This is a genomic window from Sphingomonas sp. (genome assembly GCF_036402235.1).
In the GTDB taxonomy this organism is placed as follows: Bacteria; Pseudomonadota; Alphaproteobacteria; order Sphingomonadales; family Sphingomonadaceae; genus Sphingomonas.
The window spans coordinates 1-21466 of record NZ_DASWTG010000025.1; the positions used below are offsets into that span (position 1 = coordinate 1).

The 21466-nt window shown below is 67.7% G+C and carries 27 protein-coding genes; 19 read left to right on the top strand and 8 right to left on the bottom strand.

Annotated elements, in window-relative coordinates; all coding sequences use genetic code 11:
• Positions 1 to 68: 68 nt before the first annotated feature.
• Positions 69 to 800, bottom strand: a complete 732-nt coding sequence (locus VGD28_RS05045) for a pyridoxine 5'-phosphate synthase (RefSeq protein ID WP_331027237.1) — start codon at positions 798 to 800, stop codon at positions 69 to 71.
• Complete coding sequence (gene pyrE, locus VGD28_RS05050; RefSeq protein WP_331027238.1) at positions 797 to 1381, bottom strand: orotate phosphoribosyltransferase; 585 nt, start codon at positions 1379 to 1381, stop codon at positions 797 to 799. The genes VGD28_RS05045 and pyrE overlap by 4 nt, the downstream gene beginning before the upstream one ends.
• 398 nt (positions 1382 to 1779) lie before the next feature.
• Here pyrE and coxB point away from each other — a divergent pair, with 398 nt between their 5' ends.
• From coxB to VGD28_RS05100, 10 genes are all read left to right on the top strand, one after another.
• A complete protein-coding gene (gene coxB / locus VGD28_RS05055) occupies positions 1780 to 2955 on the top strand; it encodes a cytochrome c oxidase subunit II (RefSeq protein WP_414714469.1) in 1176 nt (391 codons plus the stop codon).
• Between the two features lie 3 nt (positions 2956 to 2958).
• On the top strand, positions 2959 to 4635 hold the full coding sequence (gene ctaD / locus VGD28_RS05060) for a cytochrome c oxidase subunit I (protein WP_331027239.1): 1677 nt from the start codon (positions 2959 to 2961) through the stop codon (positions 4633 to 4635).
• A 248-nt stretch (positions 4636 to 4883) separates the two neighbouring features.
• A complete protein-coding gene (locus VGD28_RS05065; protein ID WP_331027240.1) occupies positions 4884 to 5786 on the top strand; it encodes a heme o synthase in 903 nt (300 codons plus the stop codon).
• Positions 5783 to 5929, top strand: a complete 147-nt coding sequence (locus tag VGD28_RS05070) for a hypothetical protein (protein ID WP_331027241.1) — start codon at positions 5783 to 5785, stop codon at positions 5927 to 5929. The genes VGD28_RS05065 and VGD28_RS05070 overlap by 4 nt, the downstream gene beginning before the upstream one ends.
• Positions 5926 to 6465, top strand: coding sequence for a cytochrome c oxidase assembly protein (locus VGD28_RS05075; RefSeq protein ID WP_331027242.1), 540 nt, complete (start codon positions 5926 to 5928; stop codon positions 6463 to 6465). Before VGD28_RS05070 ends, VGD28_RS05075 begins: the two co-directional genes overlap by 4 nt.
• A 242-nt stretch (positions 6466 to 6707) precedes the next feature.
• Positions 6708 to 7613 carry a cytochrome c oxidase subunit 3 gene (locus tag VGD28_RS05080; protein WP_331027243.1) on the top strand — a complete coding sequence of 302 codons (906 nt, stop codon included), beginning with the start codon at positions 6708 to 6710 and terminating at the stop codon, positions 7611 to 7613.
• A gap of 10 nt (positions 7614 to 7623) precedes the next feature.
• Positions 7624 to 7998 carry a DUF983 domain-containing protein gene (locus tag VGD28_RS05085; protein ID WP_331027244.1) on the top strand — a complete coding sequence of 125 codons (375 nt, stop codon included), beginning with the start codon at positions 7624 to 7626 and terminating at the stop codon, positions 7996 to 7998.
• Positions 7995 to 8639, top strand: coding sequence for an SURF1 family protein (locus tag VGD28_RS05090; protein ID WP_331027245.1), 645 nt, complete (start codon positions 7995 to 7997; stop codon positions 8637 to 8639). The genes VGD28_RS05085 and VGD28_RS05090 overlap by 4 nt, the downstream gene beginning before the upstream one ends.
• Positions 8640 to 8682: 43 nt before the next feature.
• Entirely contained in the window at positions 8683 to 10086 is a 1404-nt protein-coding gene (thrC, locus tag VGD28_RS05095) for a threonine synthase (RefSeq protein WP_331027246.1), read from the top strand.
• A gap of 102 nt (positions 10087 to 10188) precedes the next feature.
• Positions 10189 to 11058, top strand: a complete 870-nt coding sequence (locus VGD28_RS05100) for a class I SAM-dependent methyltransferase (RefSeq protein WP_331027247.1) — start codon at positions 10189 to 10191, stop codon at positions 11056 to 11058.
• A gap of 121 nt (positions 11059 to 11179) precedes the next feature.
• On the opposite strand, the gene VGD28_RS05105 is transcribed toward VGD28_RS05100, so the two are convergent.
• The 3 genes from VGD28_RS05105 to VGD28_RS05115 are packed head-to-tail and all read right to left on the bottom strand — an operon-like array spanning position 11180 to position 12809.
• Positions 11180 to 11824, bottom strand: coding sequence for a heme exporter protein CcmB (locus VGD28_RS05105; protein ID WP_331027248.1), 645 nt, complete (start codon positions 11822 to 11824; stop codon positions 11180 to 11182).
• On the bottom strand, positions 11821 to 12405 hold the full coding sequence (gene ccmA / locus VGD28_RS05110) for a heme ABC exporter ATP-binding protein CcmA (protein ID WP_331027249.1): 585 nt from the start codon (positions 12403 to 12405) through the stop codon (positions 11821 to 11823). Before ccmA ends, VGD28_RS05105 begins: the two co-directional genes overlap by 4 nt.
• Positions 12402 to 12809: a metallopeptidase family protein gene (locus VGD28_RS05115; protein ID WP_331027250.1), complete on the bottom strand. Its 408-nt coding sequence runs from the start codon at positions 12807 to 12809 to the stop codon at positions 12402 to 12404. Before VGD28_RS05115 ends, ccmA begins: the two co-directional genes overlap by 4 nt.
• On the opposite strand from VGD28_RS05115, the gene VGD28_RS05120 reads away from it, so the two are divergent.
• The 3 genes from VGD28_RS05120 (at position 12801) to VGD28_RS05130 (ending at position 14594) form a co-directional block, all read left to right on the top strand.
• Positions 12801 to 13139, top strand: a complete 339-nt coding sequence (locus VGD28_RS05120) for a 4a-hydroxytetrahydrobiopterin dehydratase (RefSeq protein ID WP_414714470.1) — start codon at positions 12801 to 12803, stop codon at positions 13137 to 13139. The two genes, VGD28_RS05115 and VGD28_RS05120, sit on opposite strands and share 9 nt — an antisense overlap.
• Before the next feature lie 86 nt (positions 13140 to 13225).
• The gene (locus VGD28_RS05125) at positions 13226 to 13999 is read left to right on the top strand and encodes an SDR family oxidoreductase (RefSeq protein ID WP_331027252.1); all 774 of its coding nucleotides are present in this window, start codon (positions 13226 to 13228) and stop codon (positions 13997 to 13999) included.
• Between the two features lie 13 nt (positions 14000 to 14012).
• Positions 14013 to 14594, top strand: a complete 582-nt coding sequence (locus VGD28_RS05130) for a hypothetical protein (protein WP_331027253.1) — start codon at positions 14013 to 14015, stop codon at positions 14592 to 14594.
• On the opposite strand, the gene VGD28_RS05135 is transcribed toward VGD28_RS05130, so the two are convergent.
• From VGD28_RS05135 to VGD28_RS05145, 3 genes are all read right to left on the bottom strand, one after another.
• On the bottom strand, positions 14591 to 15214 hold the full coding sequence (locus VGD28_RS05135; RefSeq protein ID WP_331027282.1) for a class I SAM-dependent methyltransferase: 624 nt from the start codon (positions 15212 to 15214) through the stop codon (positions 14591 to 14593). The two genes, VGD28_RS05130 and VGD28_RS05135, sit on opposite strands and share 4 nt — an antisense overlap.
• Before the next feature lie 20 nt (positions 15215 to 15234).
• Complete coding sequence (locus tag VGD28_RS05140; protein WP_331027254.1) at positions 15235 to 16470, bottom strand: DUF3419 family protein; 1236 nt, start codon at positions 16468 to 16470, stop codon at positions 15235 to 15237.
• Between the two features lie 229 nt (positions 16471 to 16699).
• The gene (locus VGD28_RS05145; protein ID WP_331027255.1) at positions 16700 to 17167 is read right to left on the bottom strand and encodes a hypothetical protein; all 468 of its coding nucleotides are present in this window, start codon (positions 17165 to 17167) and stop codon (positions 16700 to 16702) included.
• A gap of 107 nt (positions 17168 to 17274) precedes the next feature.
• Between VGD28_RS05145 and rpiB the strand changes: the two genes are divergently transcribed.
• From rpiB to rpsD, 6 genes are all read left to right on the top strand, one after another.
• Positions 17275 to 17712, top strand: coding sequence for a ribose 5-phosphate isomerase B (rpiB, locus tag VGD28_RS05150; protein ID WP_331027256.1), 438 nt, complete (start codon positions 17275 to 17277; stop codon positions 17710 to 17712).
• 11 nt (positions 17713 to 17723) lie between these two features.
• The gene (glyA, locus tag VGD28_RS05155; RefSeq protein WP_331027257.1) at positions 17724 to 19046 is read left to right on the top strand and encodes a serine hydroxymethyltransferase; all 1323 of its coding nucleotides are present in this window, start codon (positions 17724 to 17726) and stop codon (positions 19044 to 19046) included.
• 100 nt (positions 19047 to 19146) lie between these two features.
• On the top strand, positions 19147 to 19608 hold the full coding sequence (gene nrdR, locus VGD28_RS05160) for a transcriptional regulator NrdR (protein ID WP_331027258.1): 462 nt from the start codon (positions 19147 to 19149) through the stop codon (positions 19606 to 19608).
• Entirely contained in the window at positions 19605 to 20327 is a 723-nt protein-coding gene (locus VGD28_RS05165) for an RNA methyltransferase (RefSeq protein WP_331027259.1), read from the top strand. Before nrdR ends, VGD28_RS05165 begins: the two co-directional genes overlap by 4 nt.
• Positions 20328 to 20412: 85 nt before the next feature.
• Positions 20413 to 20634: a hypothetical protein gene (locus VGD28_RS05170; RefSeq protein ID WP_331027260.1), complete on the top strand. Its 222-nt coding sequence runs from the start codon at positions 20413 to 20415 to the stop codon at positions 20632 to 20634.
• Between the two features lie 154 nt (positions 20635 to 20788).
• Positions 20789 to 21403 carry a 30S ribosomal protein S4 gene (gene rpsD, locus VGD28_RS05175; protein WP_331027261.1) on the top strand — a complete coding sequence of 205 codons (615 nt, stop codon included), beginning with the start codon at positions 20789 to 20791 and terminating at the stop codon, positions 21401 to 21403.
• Positions 21404 to 21466: the final 63 nt, after the last annotated feature.

Here is a 21466-nt window from a genome sequence, read left to right on the forward strand (position 1 = left end):
GGGGCGGCCCCTCCACCCGCCTACGGCTGGTCCCCCTCCCCGTACCGGGGAGGAAATTAAAGGGCACTTCACCGCGCCTCGTCCATCAGCGCGCGCATCCGCTTCACCACCGGGGCGAGCCCGTCGAAGATCGCCTCGCCGATCAGGAAATGGCCGATATTGAGCTCGGCGAGCTGCGGGATCGCGGCGATCGGAACGACATTGTCGAAAGTCAGGCCGTGCCCGGCATGCACCTCGATCCCGTTCTTGGCGGCCAGCGCGGCAGCGTCGGCGATGCGGCGCAGCTCGGCGGTCTGCGCCTCGCCCTCGAGCTCGCAATAGCGCCCGGTGTGCAGCTCGACCACCGGCGCGCCGAGCCGCAGCGCCGCCTCGATCTGCGCCGGATCGGGCTCGATGAACAGCGAGACGCGGATGTTGGCGTTGCGCAGCTCGGTCACCATCGGGGCGAGCAGATTGTGCTGCCCGGCTGCGTCCAGCCCGCCCTCGGTGGTCCGCTCCTCGCGCTTCTCGGGCACGATGCACGCGGCATGCGGCGTGTGACGCAGCGCGATGCCCAGCATCTCCTCGGTCGCCGCCATCTCGAGATTGAGCGGCACCGGCAGCTCGGCCGAAAGCCGGGCGATGTCGTCGTCGGTGATGTGGCGCCGGTCCTCGCGCAGGTGCGCGGTGATGCCGTCGGCACCCGCCTGCGCCGCCAGCAAGGCCGCGCGCACCGGATCGGGATAGCCGCTCCCGCGTGCGTTGCGCACCGTCGCGACATGATCGATGTTCACGCCCAGGCGGAGGTGCCGCACGGTCATGCCGCCACGCGGCTCCCCGGCTTGATCGCGGGGATCGCCGCCAGCTCGGGCGGGAGCGAATCGGCTTCGTAGCTCGGCACGTCGAGCCGGATCAGCGGGAAGAAGGGCACGCCGAGATCGGCCGCCCCGTTGGAGCGATCGACCAGGCTCGCCGCCGCGACCACCTCGCCGCCCGCCTCGGCGATCGCCTTCATCGCCTCGCGCGACGAGAGGCCGGTGGTGACGACGTCCTCCATCATCAGCACCTTCTGCCCCGGTGCGAGGCGGAATCCGCGGCGCAGCTCGAAACTGCCGGTCGGGCGCTCGACGAACATCGCGTCGACGTTCAGCGCGCGCGCCACTTCCTGCCCGGCGATCACCCCGCCCATCGCGGGAGAGACCACCGCGCTGATCTGGACGCGCAGCTCCGCGGGGATCTTCGCTGCCACCGCCTGCGCCAGCCGTCCGGCCCGCGCCGGGTTCATCAGCACGCGCGCGCACTGCAGGTAGCGCGGGCTGCGCAGGCCCGACGACAGGATGAAATGCCCCTCCAGCAGCGCCTCGGCCGCGCGAAACTCGTCCAGAACCTCGTCTTCGGTCATCCGTCTTCCCACCCTAATTTCGCGCCGTTCGCATCTAGGCGCGGTCCAGCTGCGCCGCAACCGGCTCCTGGTTCGCGAACCCTGTTTCTCCCACGTCATCCCCGCGAAGGCGGGGATCCGTTCTGGCTGGCATTTCGGATAGGGCCGCTATTGCGGCGGCAATGGATCCCCGCCTGCACGGGGATGACGGAGTTCCGATGGCGGAGTTTCGGTGAGTCACGACCGCGCCGATTCAATCATGCCGGGCATAGCCGATCCTGCGTCATGGCTAAAAAGAGACCCGACAAGCTTGAGACACGCGATCTTGCTGCTATAGGCCAGCCGCAACGGGCAAGTTGCGCCCGCGCGACCGGAGACCCGGCGCCCAAGGAAACATGGGGTTGAACGACAAGATGCGCATGCATGGATTGAAGGCGATCGTCCTGGCCGCTGGCCTCGCGCTCGCCGGCGGCATGGCCCAGGCCCAGACTGCAGCGGCGCCTGCCACCGCGCCGACGGCGCCCGCCGCCCAGGCGCCCGAGGCTCCCGCGCCGATCGCGGTCGAATCGCCGGCACCGGCCGCCGCGCTCGCCGCAACGGCGGCGCCCGCCGCCGCGACTCCGGCGGATCCGACGCTCAATCCCGACGGCACGCACAAGACCGGCCCGACGCCGGGCATCGGCCAGCCGGTCGACAAGCATCTCGGGATCCAGCCGCAGGTGACCAAGCTCGGCGAGAGCGCAGCGCATTTCCACAACTGGATCCTGCTGCCGATCATCACGGTGATCTCGGTCTTCGTGCTGGTCCTGCTCGGCTGGACGATCGTGCGCTATCGCCGCAAGGCCAACCCCAACCCCTCCAAGACCAGCCACAACACGCTGATCGAGATCATCTGGACCGTCGTCCCGGTGCTGATACTCGCGGTCATCGCCTGGCCGTCGATCTCGCTGCTCGCCAGGCAGTTCAAGCCGGCGCCCGACAATGCCGTGACGATCAAGGCGATCGGCAACCAGTGGTACTGGAGCTACGAATATCCCGACCATGGCGGCATCTCGATCACCGCCAACATGCTCAAGGAAAAGGATCAGGTCCCCGCCGGCCAGCGTTTCCGCACCGATGTCGACGGCCCGCGCCTGCTCGCGGTCGACAATCGCATCGTCGTGCCGGTCGGCACGCCGATCCGCCTGATCGCCACCGCCAACGACGTGATCCACAGCTGGGCGATCCCGGCCTTCTGGATCAAGATCGACGCGGTCCCCGGCCGCCTCAACGAGACCAGCTTCATCGTCGACAAGCCCGGCGTCTATTTCGGCCAGTGCTCCGAGCTGTGCGGCGCGCGCCATGCGTTCATGCCGATCGCGGTCGAGGCGGTCGAGCCCGCCGTTTTCGCGCAGTGGGTCGCGGCAAAGGGCGGCAAGATGCCCGAGGCGAACAAGCCCTCGGCCGCCGCTCCGGCGCAGCCCGGCGCCGACAAGGCTGACGACACCGCGACGCCGGTCAATGGCACCGTTCCCGCCGGGAACGCGACCGTCGAGAACACGACGGCTGAGGCCGCCACCACCAATCAAGCCGCCACCGGCAACACGGACCAGTAAGCCATGACCGACGTAGCCCGCGACGCCCACGCCTTCACGGCGCATGACGACCACCACCATGACGCGGATCACAAGCCCGGCTTCTTCGCGCGCTGGTTCCTGTCGACCAACCACAAGGACATCGGCACGCTGTACCTGATCTTCGCGATACTCGCGGGGATCATCGGCGGCGGCATTTCGGGCCTGATGCGCCTCGAGCTGGCCGAGCCGGGCATCCAGTACCTCCAGGGCTGGGCCTCGATGGTCCATGGCGGCGAGCAGACGTTCGACGAATCGCTGCACTTCTGGAACGTGCTGATCACCGCCCACGGCCTGATCATGGTGTTCTTCATGGTCATGCCCGCGATGATCGGCGGCTTCGGCAACTGGTTCGTGCCCATCATGATCGGCGCGCCGGACATGGCGTTCCCGCGCATGAACAACCTGTCCTTCTGGCTGCTCTGCCCGGCATTCGTCCTGCTGCTCGCCTCGCCCTTCGTGGGCGGCGGCGCGGGCACCGGCTGGACGGTCTACGCCCCGCTCTCGACCTATGGTGAGCCGGGGCCGTCGGTCGACATGGCGATCCTCTCGCTCCACCTTGCCGGCGCCAGCTCGATCCTCGGCGCGATCAACTTCATCACCACCATCTTCAACATGCGCGCGCCGGGCATGACCCTGCACAAGATGCCGTTGTTCGTGTGGTCGGTGCTGATCACCGCCTTCCTGCTGCTGCTCGCGCTGCCGGTTCTCGCCGCGGCGATCACCATGCTGCTCACCGACCGCAACTTCGGCACGACCTTCTACGATCCCGCCGGCGGCGGCGATCCGGTGCTCTACCAGCACCTGTTCTGGTTCTTCGGCCACCCCGAAGTGTACATCATGATCCTGCCGGGCTTCGGCATCATCAGCCAGATCGTCGCGACCTTCAGCCGCAAGCCGGTGTTCGGCTATCTCGGCATGGCCTATGCCATGGTCGCGATCGGCGTGGTCGGCTTCGTCGTGTGGGCGCACCACATGTTCACCACCGGCATGAGCGTGAACGTGAAGATGTACTTCACCGCTGCGACCATGATCATCGCGGTGCCGACGGGCGTGAAGATCTTCTCGTGGATCGCCACCATGTGGGGCGGCTCGATGAGCTTCAAGACCCCGATGGTCTGGGCGATCGGCTTCATCTTCATGTTCACCGTGGGCGGCGTCACCGGCGTGGTGCTCGCCAACGGCGGCGTCGACGACTACATGCACGACACCTATTATGTCGTCGCGCACTTCCACTATGTGCTCTCGCTCGGCGCGGTGTTCGGCCTGTTCGCCGGCTTCTACTACTGGTTCCCGAAGATGTCGGGCCGGATGTACAGCGAGCTGCTCGGCCAGCTTCACTTCTGGGTGTTCTTCATCGGCGTGAACGTGCTGTTCTTCCCGATGCACTTCCTCGGCCTGCAGGGCATGCCGCGCCGCTACCCGGACTATCCGGATGCCTATGCGCATTATAATGAGATCGCGAGCTGGGGTTACGCGATCATGCTCGTGGGCATGGTGATCTTCTTCATCAACCTGTTCTGGTCGATGGTCGCGGGCAAGAAGGCGGAAGCCAATCCGTGGGGCGAGGGCGCGACGACGCTCGAATGGACCCTGTCGAGCCCGCCGCCCTTCCACCAGTTCGAGACGCTGCCCGTCATCGACGACGACAAGCATCACTGAGTTTTCGGCGACGGCTGAAACAAGGCGCCCCGGAGGGAAACCTCCGGGGCGTTTTCGTCGATTGTTGGATACATGTTGGAAAAGCCGTGCTTAGCTGGACTCGCAAGTTCCTTGCCTCGGCACCCGCGGCGTGGGCGATGTGGTCCGGCTCATGCGCCGAAGCGCGGCGACAGTGTCAACCTAGTGCCAACTTCCGCCGGCAACCTGCCCTTCCCCCGACTCGCGGCGCTCGCTATAGGCCGCCGCAAATGTCCGTCGCCAACCATGCCCTGATCCTGCCCGCCGACTGGCGCGATTTCCTCGCGCTCACCAAGCCGCGGGTGATGACGCTGGTCGTGTTCACCGGCCTGTGCGGCATGCTCGCGGCCCCGACGCCGATCCATCCGGTGCTGGGCTTCACCGCGATCCTGTGCATTGCGCTCGGTGCTGGCGCGGCGGGGGCGCTCAACCAATGGTATGAGGCGGACCTCGATTCGAAGATGAAGCGGACCCAAAGTCGGCCGCTTCCCGCGGGACGCATGGATCGCCAGTCGGCTCTGCATTTCGGCGTCGGTGTGGCCGCGCTCTCGGTCATCCTGATGGGCCTTGCGGTGAACTATGTCGCCGCCGGCATCCTGCTGCTGTCGATCCTGTTCTACGTCCTCGTCTACACCGTCTGGCTCAAGCGCCGCACGCCGCAGAACATCGTCATCGGCGGCGCGGCGGGCGCCTTCCCGCCGCTGATCGGCTGGGCCGCGGCGACGGGCGAGGTCGCGCTGCTGCCCTTCCTGCTCTTCTGCCTCGTCTTCCTGTGGACCCCGCCGCATTTCTGGGCGCTCGCGCTGTTCGTGAAGACCGACTATGCCAATGCCGGCGTGCCGATGCTGCCCGTGGTGGCGGGCGAAAAGGCGACGCGGGTGCAGATCGGCCTCTACACGATCCCGATGGGCGTAGCCGCGATCGCGCCCTGGCCGCTCGGCCTCACCGGCGCGCTCTACGGCGTGACCGCGGTGGCGACGACGGCGTTGTTCGCGCTGTTCGCCGCGCAGGTCGCGATGCGCATGGCGGGCGAGGGCGATGCGATGAAGCCCGAGAAGCGCCTCTTCGCCTATTCGATCTCCTATCTGTTCATTCTGTTCGCGGCGGTTGCCGCAGACCGGTGGCTGGCATGACCCCTGAGGAAGAAGAAACCGTCCGCGCGCGGCAGAAGTCGCGCGCCCGTGTGATGGCGCTGTTGCTGCTCGCCTTCGTCGTGCTGGTGTTCGCGATCAGCATCGTGAAGATCAGCCAGGGTATCCCGGTGAGGCACCAGTGAAGATCGACCGCAAGCTGCGCACCGCCCTGTTCGCGGTTCTGGGCGTCTGCACCATGACCGGCGTCGCCTTTGCCAGCGTGCCGCTCTATCGCCTCTTCTGTCAGGTCACCGGTTTCGGCGGCACCACGATGCGCGCGGAAGCCGCGCCCGGCGCGGTCGACGCCAAGATCACCGTCGCGTTCGACAGCAATGTGAGCCCCGCGCTCACCTGGAAGTTCAAGCCGGAAATGGCGTCGGACCAGATCTCGATCGGCGCGCGCGACATGGCCTTCTACACCGCGACCAACACCGGCACCGTGCCGGTCACCGGCACCGCGACCTACAATGTCACGCCCGAGGCGGCGGGCAAATATTTCAGCAAGATCCAGTGCTTCTGCTTCACCGAGCAGACGCTGAAGCCGGGCGAGACGGTGCGCATGCCCGTCATCTACTTCGTCGATCCCAAGATCCTGACCGATCCGGATACGAAGGATATCGAGAAGATCACCCTCTCCTACACCTTCTACCCGGCCGACAAGTCCAGGCCAAAGGGCTGAGCGCCGTCGAGAAGGGCAGCCTCACCTCACTCACCACCGTCATCCTGAACTTGTTTCAGGATCCATGTCTCCGCACGCGACTGAGCCGCTTGTGGAAGGATGGATGCTGACCCCGGACTAGATCCGGGGTCAGCATGACGGAACGTGGGAGGGTAGCGCACCCCGCTCAACCACCATTGCACAGCTCCACCTCACCCCTTAAGGCGGCCTTGAATCACGCCTAAAACGAACAGGGACGGACGATGGCCGGCGCCAAGAACCACGATTATCATATTCTCCCGCCCAGCCCGTGGCCGATGCTCAGCTCGCTCGCCGCTTTGTGGCTCGCGACGGGCGGCCTGATGTGGATGAAGGCGCATCCGCACGGCATGTGGGTGTTCCTGAGCGGCCTCGCCGCCACGCTGTTCTGCATGGCCTCGTGGTGGGTCGACGTGGTCAAGGAAGCCAAGGCCGGGGATCACACCCCGGTCGTGCAGCTCCATCTGCGCTACGGCATGATCCTGTTCATCGCCTCGGAAGTGATGTTCTTCGTCGGCTGGTTCTGGGCGTGGTTCGATTTCGCGCTCTTCCCGGCCGCGATCGCCGTCAGCGGCGAGCATGCCAGCGTGGTCGAGATCCTTGAGGGCGCGGTCGCGACCTTCCCGCCCAAGGGCATGGAAGTGCTCAACGCCTTCCACCTGCCGCTGCTCAACACCTTCATCCTGCTGCTGTCGGGCACCACCATCACCTGGGCGCACCACGGCCTGATCCACAATCAGCGCGGCGGCGCGCTCAAGGGCCTGTGGGGCTTCATCGGCGTCGGCGAGAACGACGTGGTCAAGAAGGGCCTGTGGCTGACCATCATCCTCGGCCTGATCTTCTCGTCGATCCAGGCCTATGAATATGCCCACGCGCCGTTCGTGTTCGGCAAGTCGAACTATTCGTCGGCCTTCTACATGGCGACCGGCTTCCACGGCTTCCACGTCATCGTCGGCACGCTGTTCCTGATGGTCTGCCTGATGCGCGCCTATCAGGGCGACTTCACGCCGCGTCAGCATTTCGGCTTCGAGGCGGCGGCCTGGTACTGGCACTTTGTCGATGTGGTGTGGCTGTTCCTGTTCGTCGTCGTCTATGTCTGGGGCAGCGCGGGCGCGCCGGTCCACGGGTGATGCGCGGACGATGAGCGAGGCGCCGCCTCCGGTCATCGCAACGGCACTGAAAGGGGCGTGTCCGCGTTGCGGCGCGCCCTCTTTGTTTGCGGGCTGGGTGAAGTTCGCTCCGCGCTGCGGCCAGTGCGGGCTGGACTATGCCGCGTTCAACGTCGGCGACGGCCCGGCGGCGTTCCTCACCCTGATCGTCGGCACGATCATCGTGGTGCTGTCGATCTGGCTCGAACTTAGCGTCGGCCCGCCGATCTGGGTTCATCTGCTGCTGTGGATCCCGCTGACGACGATCCTAGTCATCGTCTCGCTGCGCTGGGCCAAAGGCGCCCTCCTCGCGCTCGAATACCGCAACTCCGCGCGCGAGGGCCGGATCAAGGAGCCTCGCCCATGAGGCTGCCCGTCATCCCGACCCTCATCGTCGCGCTCGCCGTGGCGGCGATGATCGGCCTCGGCGTCTGGCAGCTCGACCGGCGCGGGCAGAAGGAGGCGATGATCGCGCGCTATGCCGGCAACCGGTCGCTGCCGGTGATGGCCTTTCCGCGCCCGCCGATCGGCGACGAGCATCTGTTCCGCCGCGCCAGCGCCATGTGCCTTGAGGTGGCCGGCTGGAGCGAGCAGGCCGGCCGCGCCGAGAATGGCGCCAAGGGCTGGCGCCACATCGCCGAGTGCCGCACCGGGGCCGAGGCGCTGACCACCAAGTTCGACATGGGCGTCAGCACCGCGCCGGGCGTGGTCCCGGTGTGGAAAGGCGGCGAGGTGACCGGCACCATCATCCACGCGCCCGATGCGACGCCGCTGCTCGCCTCCCTGTTCGGCAAGCGCGGCCCGCGCCCGCTGATGCTGGTTTCCGAAACGCCCGCGCCAGGGCTTGCGGAAAGCGCACGGCCCGACCCGTCGAGCGTCCCCAACAACCACCTCGCCTATGCCGTGCAATGGTTCCTGTTCGCGCTCGCCGCGGTGGTGATCTATGTCCTCGCGCTGCGCTGGCGGGGGCGCAAGGTCACGCCGCCACCTGCCCCGCCGCAAAGCTAGACTTTCTTGCCGCCCGGCGCCCGCGCGGCTAGTCCGCTCGCCCATGCGCTACCAGAGCACGCGCGGCACCGCGCCCGAACTCGATTTCCGTGACGTCACCCTCGCCGGGCTGGCGAAGGATGGCGGCCTCTACGTGCCCGTGGAATGGCCGCGCTTCACGCCCGATCAGATCGCGGGCCTTGCCGGCCTCTCCTATGTCGAGACCGCCGTGCGCGTCATGGCGCCGTTCGTGTCAGGCAGCCTGACGGACAACGAACTGCGTGATCTCTGCACCCAGGCCTATGGCCGCTTCAGCCACGATGCGGTGACCCCGCTCATCCAGCTCGACCAGCGCCATTTCCTGCTCGAGCTGTTCCACGGCCCCACGCTCGCCTTCAAGGACGTCGCGCTCCAGCTGCTCGGGTTGCTGTTCGAGCGATTCCTCAAGGGCACCAGCGATCATCTCACCATTGTCGGCGCGACCAGCGGCGACACCGGCTCGGCCGCGATCGACGCGGTCGCCGGGCGTGAGGGCATCGACATCTTCATGCTCCACCCGCACAAGCGGGTGAGCGACGTCCAGCGCCGCCAGATGACCACGGTGCTCGCCCCCAATGTCCACAACATCGCCATCGAGGGCAGCTTCGACGACGCCCAGGCGATGGTGAAGGCGATGTTCAACGACGCCGATTTCTCCGGGCGCTTCCAGGTGACCGCGGTCAACTCGATCAACTGGGCGCGGCTGATGGCGCAGGTGGTCTATTATTTCTACGCCGCCGTCCGCCTCGGCGCACCGCAGCGCGAAGTCGCGTTCAGCGTGCCCACCGGAAACTTCGGCGACGTGTTCGCGGGCTATGTCGCGGCGAAGATGGGGCTGCCGGTCGCGAAGCTGGTTGTCGCGACCAACGTCAACGACATCCTCCATCGCGCGCTCTCGGCTGGCGACTATTCGACCGGCACGGTCACGCCCACCGCCGCACCGAGCATGGACATCCAGGTCAGCTCGAATTTCGAGCGGCTGCTGTTCGACCTCGCCGGCCGCGACGGCGCCGCGCTCGCCGAGCAGATGCGCGGGTTCGAGGGCAGCAAGGCGATGCGCCTCACCAATGCCCAGCGCGAGGGCGCGGCGAAGCTGTTCGCCAGCGACCGGATCGATGCGGCGGAGATGGCGCAGGCGATGGCGTGGGCGGCGTCGCGCGCCGACGAGATCCTCGACCCGCACACCGCGATCGGCCTCGCCGCCGCCCGCCGTGCGGAGATCGCCGCGGACGTGCCGATCGTCACCCTTGCCACCGCGCACCCGGCCAAGTTCGGCGACGCGGTCGAGCGCGCCACCGGCATCCGCCCGATGCTCCCCGCCCGCATCGGCGACCTGTTCGACCGCGAGGAGCGCTATGACATCCTCCCCGCGACGTTCGACACGGTAACGGGCTATATCGCCGAACGGGCGAAACCGCGCGCCAGCTAACCCCGTTCGGGCTGAGCTGGTCGAGGCCCTGTCTCGCCTTCGAGCTGCTCGAGGAAAGACAGCACTTCGACAAGCTCGGTGGGAACGGTCTATGGGACGGGCATGAACCTCGTTACCCTCACCGGCGAACCCTGGGCCGATTACGGCCTCGTCGACTCGGGCCATGGCCGCAAGCTCGAGCGCTACGGCGATTATCGCTTCATCCGCCCCGAGCCGCAGGCGATGTGGGCGCCCGCGTCCAAGGACTGGGACTCGCACGGCGAATTCACGCCCGCGCCCGATGACGAAGGCGGCGGCCGCTGGGTGTTCGGCAAGCCTGTCCCGCGCGAAGGCTGGCCGCTCGGCTGGGATCAGGTGCGCTTTACCGCCCAGACCACTCCCTTCCGCCATCTCGGCTTCTTCCCCGACATGGCGCCGGTGTGGAGCTGGATGCGCGAGCAGGTCGCCGGGGTCGAGGCGCCGACGGTAATGAACCTGTTCGGCTATACCGGCGTCGGCACGCTGGCGATGGCCGCATCCGGCGCGCAGATGGTGCATGTCGATGCCTCCAAGAAATCGGTCGAGGCCGCCAAGGGCAACGCCGCACTCTCGGGCATGACCGACAAGCCGATCCGCTGGATCGTCGACGACGCCGGCAAGTTCGTCGCGCGCGAGGTGCGCCGCGGCCGCCGCTACGACGGCATCCTGCTCGACCCGCCCAAATATGGCCGCGGCCCGACTGGGGAGGTGTGGCAGCTCGACCAGGATCTGCCCGGCCTGATCGCCAATTGCCGCCAGCTGCTCGACGCCGACTCGCGTTTCCTGTTCCTCACCGTCTACGCGATCCGCATGTCCGCGCTGGCGATCGGCGAGCTGCTCAGCCAGCATTTCGCGGACTTGGGCGGCAAGATCGAATGCGGCGAACTCGCGGTGCGTGAGGAAGCGCGGGGCCTGCTGTTGCCGACCGCGATCTTTGCGCGGTGGAGTCGATAGCGCGAGTTTTCCTCCTCACCGTCATGCTGAACTTGTTTCAGCATCCATCGCGCCATCAGCGGCTCAGTCGCGTGGGGAGTCATGGACCCTGAAACAAGTTCAGGGTGACGGAAGGAAGTGGCTAACCCCGCCCCATCCGCATCGCCGCACCCGCCACGAACGGACACCCGGCCACCAGCACCAGGCTCACCGCGCCCAGTAGCTTCATCGCGCTCGCATCGCCCGTCATCGCGCCCGCACCGAAGATCAGCAGCGGCACCGCGAAGGGCAGCATCACCAGCCCCGCCACCGCGCCCGCACCGCGCAGCCCTGCGGTGAGGGCCGCAGTCGCCACACCCAAAGCCGCCAGCCCCGGCGTTCCGATCAGCAGCGCGATCAGCGCCGCGCGCGCCTGGTCGAGCGAGAGGTTGAGCAGCGCCGCCGCGATCACCGTCGCGACCAGCAGCGTCGGCGCAAAGCCCAGCCAATGGCCCAAAGTCTTCGCCGCCGCCACGCTCGCATCGGTCCAGCCGCGCACCGCGAGCTGATCGAGCACGCCGCTCTCCAAATCCGGGTTCACCAGCCGTTCGACCGGAAGCAGCGCCGCGAGCAATGCCGCCGCCCAGATCACTCCGCCGCCGACCCGCGCGAGCAGCTTGCCCTCCGGCCCGATCGCGAACGGAAACAGCACGGCGACCAGCAGGAAGAAGGCCACCGGCAGCGTCAGCCCGCCCGCGGCCCACGCCCGCCGCAGCTCGCGCCACACCAGCGAGGCAAAGCCGCTCATGCCACGTCCCCGATCACCACGCCGTGCGCGCCGGGGATGTGGATCGGCAGATGCGTCGCGACCACCACGATCCCGCCGTTAAGCCGATGCTCGGAAATCAGCGACCCCAGCATCGCCGTCGCGGCGTGATCGAGGCCATTGGCCGGCTCGTCGAGCAGCCACACCGGCGCTCCGCTCGCCACCACGCGCGCGATCCCGACGCGCCGCCGCTGTCCGGTCGACAGCAGCCGCACCGGCACCGGCGCCAGCTCCGCCAGCCCGACCGCCTCCAGCGCCGCCTCCGCCGCATCGCGTCGTCCGTCGAGCCCGGCCCAAAAACCCAACGCCTTCGCCACCGGCAATTCGGGGTCGAGCGCCGCCGCCTCGGTCAGCAGGGCGCGCTTGCCTGCAACGCTCACCGCCCCGGCCGCCGGCTTGAGCAGCCCCGCCGCGATCCGGATCAGGCTGGACTTGCCCGCACCGTTCGGCCCGGTGACGAGCGCCGCGCCGCCCTCGTCCAGCGCGAAGCTCAGTCCCTCGAACAGCAGCCGTCCGCCGCGCGCGCACGCCACATCTTCAAAGGCGAGCCGCGGCGCGTTCACCCGACGCTGTCCTCCAGCGCATGCATGTCGTCGTCGGACAGGCCGAAATGATGCCCCACCTCATGCACCACGACATGGGTGACCAGCGCCTCCAGGCTGACCCCGGTATCGACCCATTCATCGAGCAGCGGGCGGCGATAGAGGTGGATCGTGTCGGGCTGGGGCAGCTCGCCCATGAACCCGTCCTTCTCGCCCACCGGCCTTCCTGAATAGAGGCCGGTCAGCTCGAACGGATCCTCCATCCCCATGTCGCGCAGCGTCTGCTCATCGGCGAATTCCTCGATCACCAGCACGACATCCGCCAGATGCGCCGCGAACGGCTCGGGGATCCGCGCCAGCGCGGCGCGGGCCAGCGCTTCCATCTGCTCGGCGCTCGGCGCGAAGGTCTCGGTTTGATTGGGCATTGCCCTGCGCTATGCCCGAGGCAGGCAAGGGAGGGAAGAATGGTCGAGCAACTGAGCCAGGCAGAACGCGAGGACGCGCTCGAGGGGCTGCCCGAATGGGACTATCAGGACGGCCGCGACGCGATCACGCGCAGCTTCACCTTCGACGATTTCAGCCAGGCCTTCGCCTTCATGACTCAGGTCGCGCTGCTCGCGGAGAAAGCGGACCACCATCCCGAATGGTCGAACGTGTGGAACCGGGTCGACATCCTGCTCACCACGCATGACGCTGGCGGCCTCTCTGGCCGCGACATCGACATGGCGCAAGCGATCGACGCACTGGTGGAGTGAACGGCTTGCAAAAGCGGGTCGGCTCTGCTTCCCTGAGCTGAGTGCCGATTTCGATTGAACGGTACGGCGGATACTGGGGAGGGGTCATGCAGTCGATCTTCATCACCGGCGGTGGATCGGGCATCGGGCGGGCGGTCGCGATCCTGTTCGCGGCGCGCGGCTGGCGTGTCGGGCTCGCCGACATCAACGATGCCGGCATGGCGGAGACCGCACGGCTGCTCGGCGGTGCGCCGGTCACGATCCACAAGCTCGACGTGCGCGATCGTGCGGCGTGGGACGGCGCGCTAGCCGACTTCGTGGGCGAGAGCGGCGGACGGCTCGATGTGCTGTTCAACAATGCAGGCATCGGCGTGGGCGGCAATTTTGCTCAGACTACCGTCGCCGAGCTCGACCGCTGCGTCGACATCAACCTGATGGGCGTCGTCTATGGCGCGCATGCCGCGCACCGCTATCTCAAGGCGTCGGGTGGGTGCCTGCTCAACACCGCATCGGCCGCGGGCATCTATGGCACGGCCGGGGTTGCGATCTATTCGGCGACCAAGTTCGCGGTGCGCGGCCTTACCGAGGCGCTCGATGCCGAATGGCATCCCGACGGCATCCGGGTGCGCGCGCTGCTGCCGAGCTTCATCGACACTGCGATCCTCGACGGCACGCCCGTGGGCAGCAACGGCACGATGCGCGATGGCGTGCGCGCGGCGGGGCTGGAGTTCACGCCGGTCGAAGTCGCGGCGCAGGCGGCATGGGATGCGGTGCATGGCGACCGGCTGCACACGCTGGTCGGCAAAACCGCGCGCCGCATGTGGTTCGCCGCGCGCTTCCTGCGCGGGTCGTTCCGCAAGCAGGCGCGGGGGCGGGCCTGACTGCGGGATTGGGATGAGCAAGGCCCTGATCGCGGCCGCGGTGCTGGCGCTTGCCGGATGCGCGCCCCGGGCCGTGCCCGTGGCGCCCGCCGACGCCTTCATGGCGCGGCTCGTGTCGCTGTGCGGCAAGGCGTTCGCCGGGCGCGTCGTCACCACCGATCCCGCCGACGCCGCCTTCGCGGGCAAGACGCTGGTGATGCATGTCGCGGCGTGCGCGCCGGGCCGCGTGCGCATCCCCTTCCATGTCGGGGAGGATCGCTCGCGCACCTGGGTGCTCACCCGTACCGCCGCCGGGCTGCGCCTCAAGCACGACCACCGGCACGCGGACGGCACCTCCGACAAGCTGACCATGTATGGCGGCGACGCCACTGCCCCGGGCAATGCGACGCGCCAGGAATTCCCCGCCGATGCCGAATCGATCGCGCTGTTCCGCGCGCAGGGCGCCGAGCGCTCGGTGACCAATGTCTGGGCGATGGAGGCGAAGGCGACGACGTTCGCTTACGAGCTGCGCCGTCCCAGCCGCCATTTCCGGGTCGAGTTCGACCTCGCCCAGCCGGTGCCCAAGCCGCCGCTTCCGTGGGGCTGGCAGGACTAGATCCGCCGCAGGCTTCCGCTCCAGGCATAGCCGCGCAGCAGCGGCTCGAACCCCAGCTCCAGCCCGTTTGCCATCGCCGTGTGGCGGAGCGCCACCGGCAGCTCACGGCGCGGGGTGACGTGGAAGCGCGCAAGCCAGGCGAACAGCGCGCGCCGCCACCAGCCCGGCAGCTTCTCCTGCTGCCCGAAATCGATGATGCGCAGCGTTCCGCCGGGTGCCACTGCCGTGGCTGCCTGCTCGATCGCGCCGGTCCAGTCGGGGATCATCGACAGCGTATAGCTCAGGAACACCCGGTCGAAGCCATCGACGCCGAACAGGTCGCGTGCGCTGAACTTCGCCGCATCGCCCTGCACCAGCGCGATGCGATCGGAGAGTCCGGCCTGCGCCACCTTCGCCCGCGCGGTCGCCAGCATCGCCTCGGAGATGTCGAGCCCGTGGAAGCGCGCCTCCGGCCAGCGCCTCGCCGCCGCGATCAGGTTGCGCGCGGTGCCGCAGCCGACCTCCAGCACCGTCCCGCCCGGCGGCGGCGTCAGCTCGGCGATCAGCCTGTCGCGCCCGAGCAGATAATATTTGCGGGTGAGGTCATAGATGTGCCGCTGCGCCGCATAGACGCCGTCCATGCGCTGGGCGTGGCTCTCGCTCACGGCTTCAGGCGATAGAGATGCACGCCGCCATAGATCGCCGAACGGTCGCGCACGGTGAAGTCGAGTGATTCGGCCTGCGCATAGTCCCAGCGGTCGAGAATGGCGTCTTCGACCCGGCCCGGCAGCAACGTTGGGGCAGCAGCCGTACGGAACAGCACGCGCGCGCCGGGCTTCGCCGTACGCGTGATCTCGCCCCACAGCCGGTTGAGCTGCGCGTCGGTCATCCAGTCCTGTGCGTCGAGCAGGATGTAGCGGTCGAGCGACGCGGAGGGCATCGACTCGAGATACTCGACGAAATTCTGGTGCCGCACCTCGACTCGCCCGGCGCGCGCGCGCACCGCATCATAGTTGCCCGCCTGCAGATAGGGCGGCAGCGGCGCGCCGGCGCCCTCGCCATAGCCGCGCCCGAACGCCTGCCAGGCGAAATAATTGTCCGAAAGGTCGAAGTCGCAGGCCAGCTTCTCGAGCCGGCGGCGCAGCACCGCGCCGATTCCGCGGGGATCGTCTGCCGCCAGCGCCTCGTACTGCGCGGGCGGGATGCCGAGGCCGAACAGCGAGGCCGGCTGGTCGATCAGCCAGCGCACGAACTTCTTGTCGAACACGGGGGCCAGCCGGCGCTCGAAGATCTCGCGCTGCTCCTCGGGCGTTTTGGCGGCAAGCAGCTCGCGCGGGTCGATGCGGTAGAGCTTGGCGAGCAGATGCGCCGCGCCGATGAACCCGCCGAGCAGCCCGCGCTTGTAGAAGCCACCGGCAAAGCCCTTGATCCGCCGCCGCCCGGCCAGGTCGCGGCCCTCCCAGTAGCGCCGCGTCGTCTCGTCGAGGTGCGGGGCGATCTGCGCGCGATAGGCCGCGACATTCTCGGGCCGGTTGGCCTGGCCGAAGAAGCGGTGGAACGCGGCATGATCGGGTAGATGCCGCGCGGCTGCGACCTTGAGCTTGTTGAGCGCGATATGCGCGGTGTTGAGATCGACCGCGGTGATCCTCGCGGGATCGGCGGTCAGGTAGGAGAGGACGTTGCACCCGCCGCTCGCGATCGTGACCACATGGCAGTCGGGCGTGATCGCCAGCGCTTCCATGTCGACCTCGGGGTCTTCCCAGATCTGGGCATAGACCAGGCCGCGGAAGGCGAAGGTGAAGGCGCGTTCGAGCAGCCCTTCCTTGCTCAGATGCTCGTGGCGGTGAACGGCGGTGCGCACCGCGCGGTTGCGCGGCTGGCTGGCAATCGAACCCATGGTGTCGGCTCCCGGGAATTTCCCGGCCCGTAGCTGCGCCGCATGTCAGCCGCGTGACGGCCCGCGTCACGAAAGCGTCATGCGCTCCCAATCCTCCCCCGCCAGGGGGAGGCGGCATGCGCAGCATGACGAAGGGGGAGAGGCGCATCGTTGATGCTCTGGCATCCGCGCCCTCCGTCAGCGTTGCTGACACCTCCCCCTGGCGGGGGAGAATTGAAAGGGCAAGGGTTCAATCCCGGCAGTACCCCTCGCCGGTCGTCACCGTCAGGCAGTCTTTCTTGCCGTCGAGATATTTGAGGCCGGTCGCGGCACCATCGGTCGCGCGCAACACCTTGGCGCCGTCGGGGCGGGTGAAGGCGATGCCCTCTTCGGTCGCGGACCCGGCAAAGCTGCCGGTGGCGCCTTCGTCGAGGCTGTAGGTGTTGGTCAGGCGATAGCGGCCCGGCCCCGACGGATCCTTCTCGATCGTCAGCACCAGCCCTTCGACGCCTACCCATTTGCCGATCCAGGCATCCCGATTGGGTGCGGCCGCCGCCTTCTCGGCCTTCTCGGCCTCGGCCGCCACATTCTCCGCGATCGCCTGCGCATTGGCGACCGCATTCTCGACCAGCGCCGCCTGCTGCTCGTTGCTCATCTCGCTGCATCCCGCGAGCGCTCCGGCGCCCGCCAGCAACGTCCCGATTGCCCAAAGCCGCATGCTTGCCTCCCCCAGGATAAGTTTCGTGCATCCGGTGTAGCCTTTGCCGCGCCAAGCGCCTAGAGAGCCGGGCATCCGCTCATCTCAAGGAATGAACCGCTCTTCCAATGCGAATCGCCATCGCTTCGGATCACGCCGCCTGGGAACTCAAGGCTTCGCTCGCGCAATGGCTGCGCGACGAAGGGCATGAAGTGCTCGATCTGGGCACCGACGGGCCGGCCAGCGTCGATTATCCCGACTTCGGCATTGCCCTGGGCAAGGCCATCGCCGAGGGCACCGCCGAGCGCGGCATCGCGCTGTGCGGCTCCGGCATCGGCATCTCGATCGCGGTCAACCGCGTGCGCCATGCGCGCTGCGCGCTGGTCTCCGAGCCGCTCTCCGCCCGCCTCGCGCGCGAGCATAATGATGCGAACGTCCTCGCCATGGGCGCCCGGCTGATCGGCCCCGAAATGGCCAAGGCCTGCATCGCCGCATTCCTCGCCACCGAATTCGGCGGCGATCGTCATCAGCGCCGGGTGGACAAGCTGACCGACCCGGCTCTCTGAAGGATCCGATTATGAGCACCAACCCGATCTCCGCCGTCCAGCCGCCCTATAAAACGGATGGCGCTTTCTTCACCCGCAATCTCGCCGATGCCGATCCCGCGGTGTTCGCCGGCGTCACCCATGAGCTCGAGCGCGAGCAGTATCAGATCGAGCTGATCGCCTCGGAGAACATCGTCTCCAAGGCGGTGCTCGAGGCGCAGGGCAGCGTCTTCACCAACAAATATGCCGAAGGCTATCCCGGCAAGCGCTACTATCAGGGCTGCCATCCTTCGGACGAGGTCGAGCAGCTCGCCATCGACCGGGCCAAGCTGCTGTTCGGCTGCGACTTCGCCAACGTCCAGCCGCATTCGGGCGCGCAGGCCAATGGCGCGGTGATGCTCGCGCTGACCAAGCCCGGCGACACGATCATGGGCCTCAGCCTCGATTCGGGCGGCCATCTGACGCACGGCGCCAAGGCGGCGATGAGCGGCAAGTGGTTCAACGCGGTCCAATATGGCGTCGATCCGGTGACTCACCTGATCGACTTCGATGAGGTGCTGGCCAAGGCGAAGGAGCATCAGCCCAAGCTGATCATCGCCGGCGGCTCGGCCTATCCGCGCATCATCGATTTCGCCAAGTTCCGCGCGATCGCGGACGAGGTCGGCGCGATCTTCATGGTCGACATGGCGCACTTTGCGGGTCTCGTCGCGGGCGGCGTCCACCCGACTCCGTTCGGCCACGCGCACGTCGTCACCACCACCACGCACAAGACGCTGCGCGGCCCGCGCGGCGGCGCGGTGTTCACCAATGACGAGGCGATCGCCAAGAAGATCAACAGCGCCGTATTCCCCGGCCTCCAGGGCGGCCCGCTGATGCACGTCATCGCCGCGAAGGCGGTGGCGTTCGGCGAGGCGCTGCGTCCGGATTTCAAGGCCTATGCCGCGGCGATCGTCGAGAATGCCAAGGTGCTCGCCGCGACGCTGACCGAACGCGGCGCGGCGGTCGTCTCGGGCGGCACCGACACGCATCTGGCGCTGATCGACCTGACCCCGCTCGGCGTCACCGGCAAGGACGCCGACGAGGCGCTCGAGCGCGCGGCGATCACCTGCAACAAGAACGGCATCCCCAACGATCCGCTGCCCCCGGTCAAGACCAGCGGCATCCGCGTCGGCTCGCCCGCTGGCACCACCCGCGGCTTCGGCCCGGCCGAGTTCCGCGAGATCGGCAACATGGTCGCCGACGTGCTCGACGGGCTGCGCAAGAATGGCGAGCAGGGCGACGCGCAGGTCGAGGCGAACGTCCGCCAGCGCGTCCGCGCGCTGTGCGAGCGCTTCCCGATCTACCCGGAGGCGTAAGGCGCTTCGCCCTTGCCATCCCGTTCGTGTCGAGCGAAGTCGAGACACATTGAGCTGCCCCTCGACTTCGCTCGGGGCGAACGGAGTTGAATGACGCGCTATGCGCTGCCCCTTCTGCGGACATGAAGCCAGCCAGGTAAAGGACAGCCGCCCCACCGAAGACGGGGCGGCGATCCGCCGCCGCCGCCAGTGCGAGGCGTGCGCGGCGCGCTTCACCACCTTCGAGCGGATCCAGCTGCGCGAGCTGACCGTCCTCAAGTCGGAGGACAAGCGCGAGCCGTTCGAGCGCGACAAGCTGATCCGCTCGGTCTCGGTCGCGTGCCGCAAGCGCCCGATCACCTCAGGCCAGATCGAGAAGCTCGTCTCCGGCATCCAGCGCCAGCTCGAGACCCAGGGCGATACCGAAATCCCCTCGCAGCGTATTGGCGAGCTGGTGATGGCGGGGCTCAAGGGTCTCGATTCGGTCGCCTATATCCGCTTCGCCAGCGTCTATCGCGACTTCCGCGAGGCCAAGGACTTCGAGGAATTCGCCGGCAGCATCACCGAGGTCGGCAAGACGTGAGCGCGCCGGTCATCGTGCTCGTCCGGCCCCAGCTCGGCGAGAATATCGGCAAGGCGGCGCGCGCGATGCTCAATTTCGGGCTGACCGAGATGCGTCTCGTGTCTCCGCGCGACGGCTGGCCCAATCCTTCGGCCGGTCCGGCGGCGAGCGGCGCCGACGTGGTGCTCGAACAGGCGCGCGTGTTCGACAGCGTGGCGGAAGCGGTCGCCGATTGCGAGCATGTCTATGCCACCACCGTGCGCAAGCGCGGCGTGACCAAGCCGGTGGTGACCCCGGCCGAGGCGGCGAGCGAGATCCACGCCGCGCCCGGCCGCTCGGCGGTGCTGTTCGGGGCCGAGCGCTCGGGCCTCGCGACCGAGGACGTCGCGCTCGCCCGCGCGATCCTCACCGTGCCGATCAACCCCGAGTTCGGCTCGCTCAACCTCGCCCAGGCGGTGATCCTGGTCGCCTATGAATGGTCGAAGGGGCGCGATCTGGTCCAGCCGCCGCGCGTCGATCTCGCCCCGCCCGCGCCGCAGGCCGAGCTGGAGGGGCTGATCGGCCATCTCGAGGGGCTGCTCGAGGACAGCGGCTATTTCTACCCGCCCGACCGGGTTCCGACGACCAGGCTCACATTGCGCAACCTGCTGACCAAACCGGGTTGGACCGAGCAGGAATTGCGCACGTTGCGCGGCGTGCTCTCCGCGCTCGAGGGCAAGAAACGCGCGCGCAAGGTTTGACGCTGCCGCGGCGGTGTCTTATGCGACTAACGCTGTTCTGTCGTGGAGCGTCGCTGGCATGCGTTTGACTTTCTCCCTTCTTTCTGTGTCCGCCCTGCTCGCCGCCGCGCCTGCGCTGGCCAAGGAGGCCGAGGTCAAGGACGCCAAGCCGGCCAGCGAGAAGAAGATCTGCAAGCGGGTCCAGGTCACGCACTCGCGTCTCGCGCCGCAGCGCGAATGCCGCACCGCCGCCGAATGGGACGCGATCCGCCGGGAAGCGGGCGATCATCGCGACACCACCGCGTCGGGAGCGCAGAACGTAAATTGACTTTGCGCGCGCGTCCCGCTAGGCGCGCCCCTTCGCAATCGGCCCCGCACTCCGGTGAAGCGGCGGCCCTGTGCCTTGCGGCATAGGCGATACCGGAATCGCGATCAGGCAGGAAACGCCGGGTCAACGTCGTAGCAATTGTAAGGAAGTTCAAATGTCGAAGCGCTCCAGCGCCAAGTACAAGCTCGATCGCCGGATGGGCGAGAACATCTGGGGCCGTCCCAAGTCGCCCGTCAACAAGCGCGAGTACGGCCCCGGCCAACACGGCCAGCGCCGCAAGGGCAAGATGTCGGACTTCGGCATCCAGCTGCGCGCCAAGCAGAAGCTCAAGGGCTATTACGGCGACATCACCGAGAAGCAGTTCAAGCGCTCGTACGAAGACGCGTCGCGTATGAAGGGCGACACCGGCCAGAACCTGATCGGCCTGCTCGAGCAGCGCCTCGACATGATCGTCTACCGCGCCAAGTTCGCGCCGACGATCTTCGCCGCGCGCCAGCTGGTCAACCACGGCCACGTCAAGGTCAATGGCGAGAAGTGCAACATCGGCTCGCGCCGCATCAAGCCGGGCGAGACCGTCGAGCTCGGCGCCAAGGCGCAGGAGATGGCGCTGGTGATGGAGGCGCAGAGCCTCGCCGAGCGCGACATCCCCGATTACGTCGCCCCCGACGGCGCGTCGAAGATCACCTTCACCCGCGTGCCGACCCTCGACGAGGTGCCGTACCCGGTGAAGATGGAGCCGAACCTGGTCGTCGAATTCTATTCGCGCTGAGGTCCGGCTTCAGCCGAAACAGCAAAGGGCGGTCCCTCGGGGCCGCCCTTTTCGTTTGCGCAC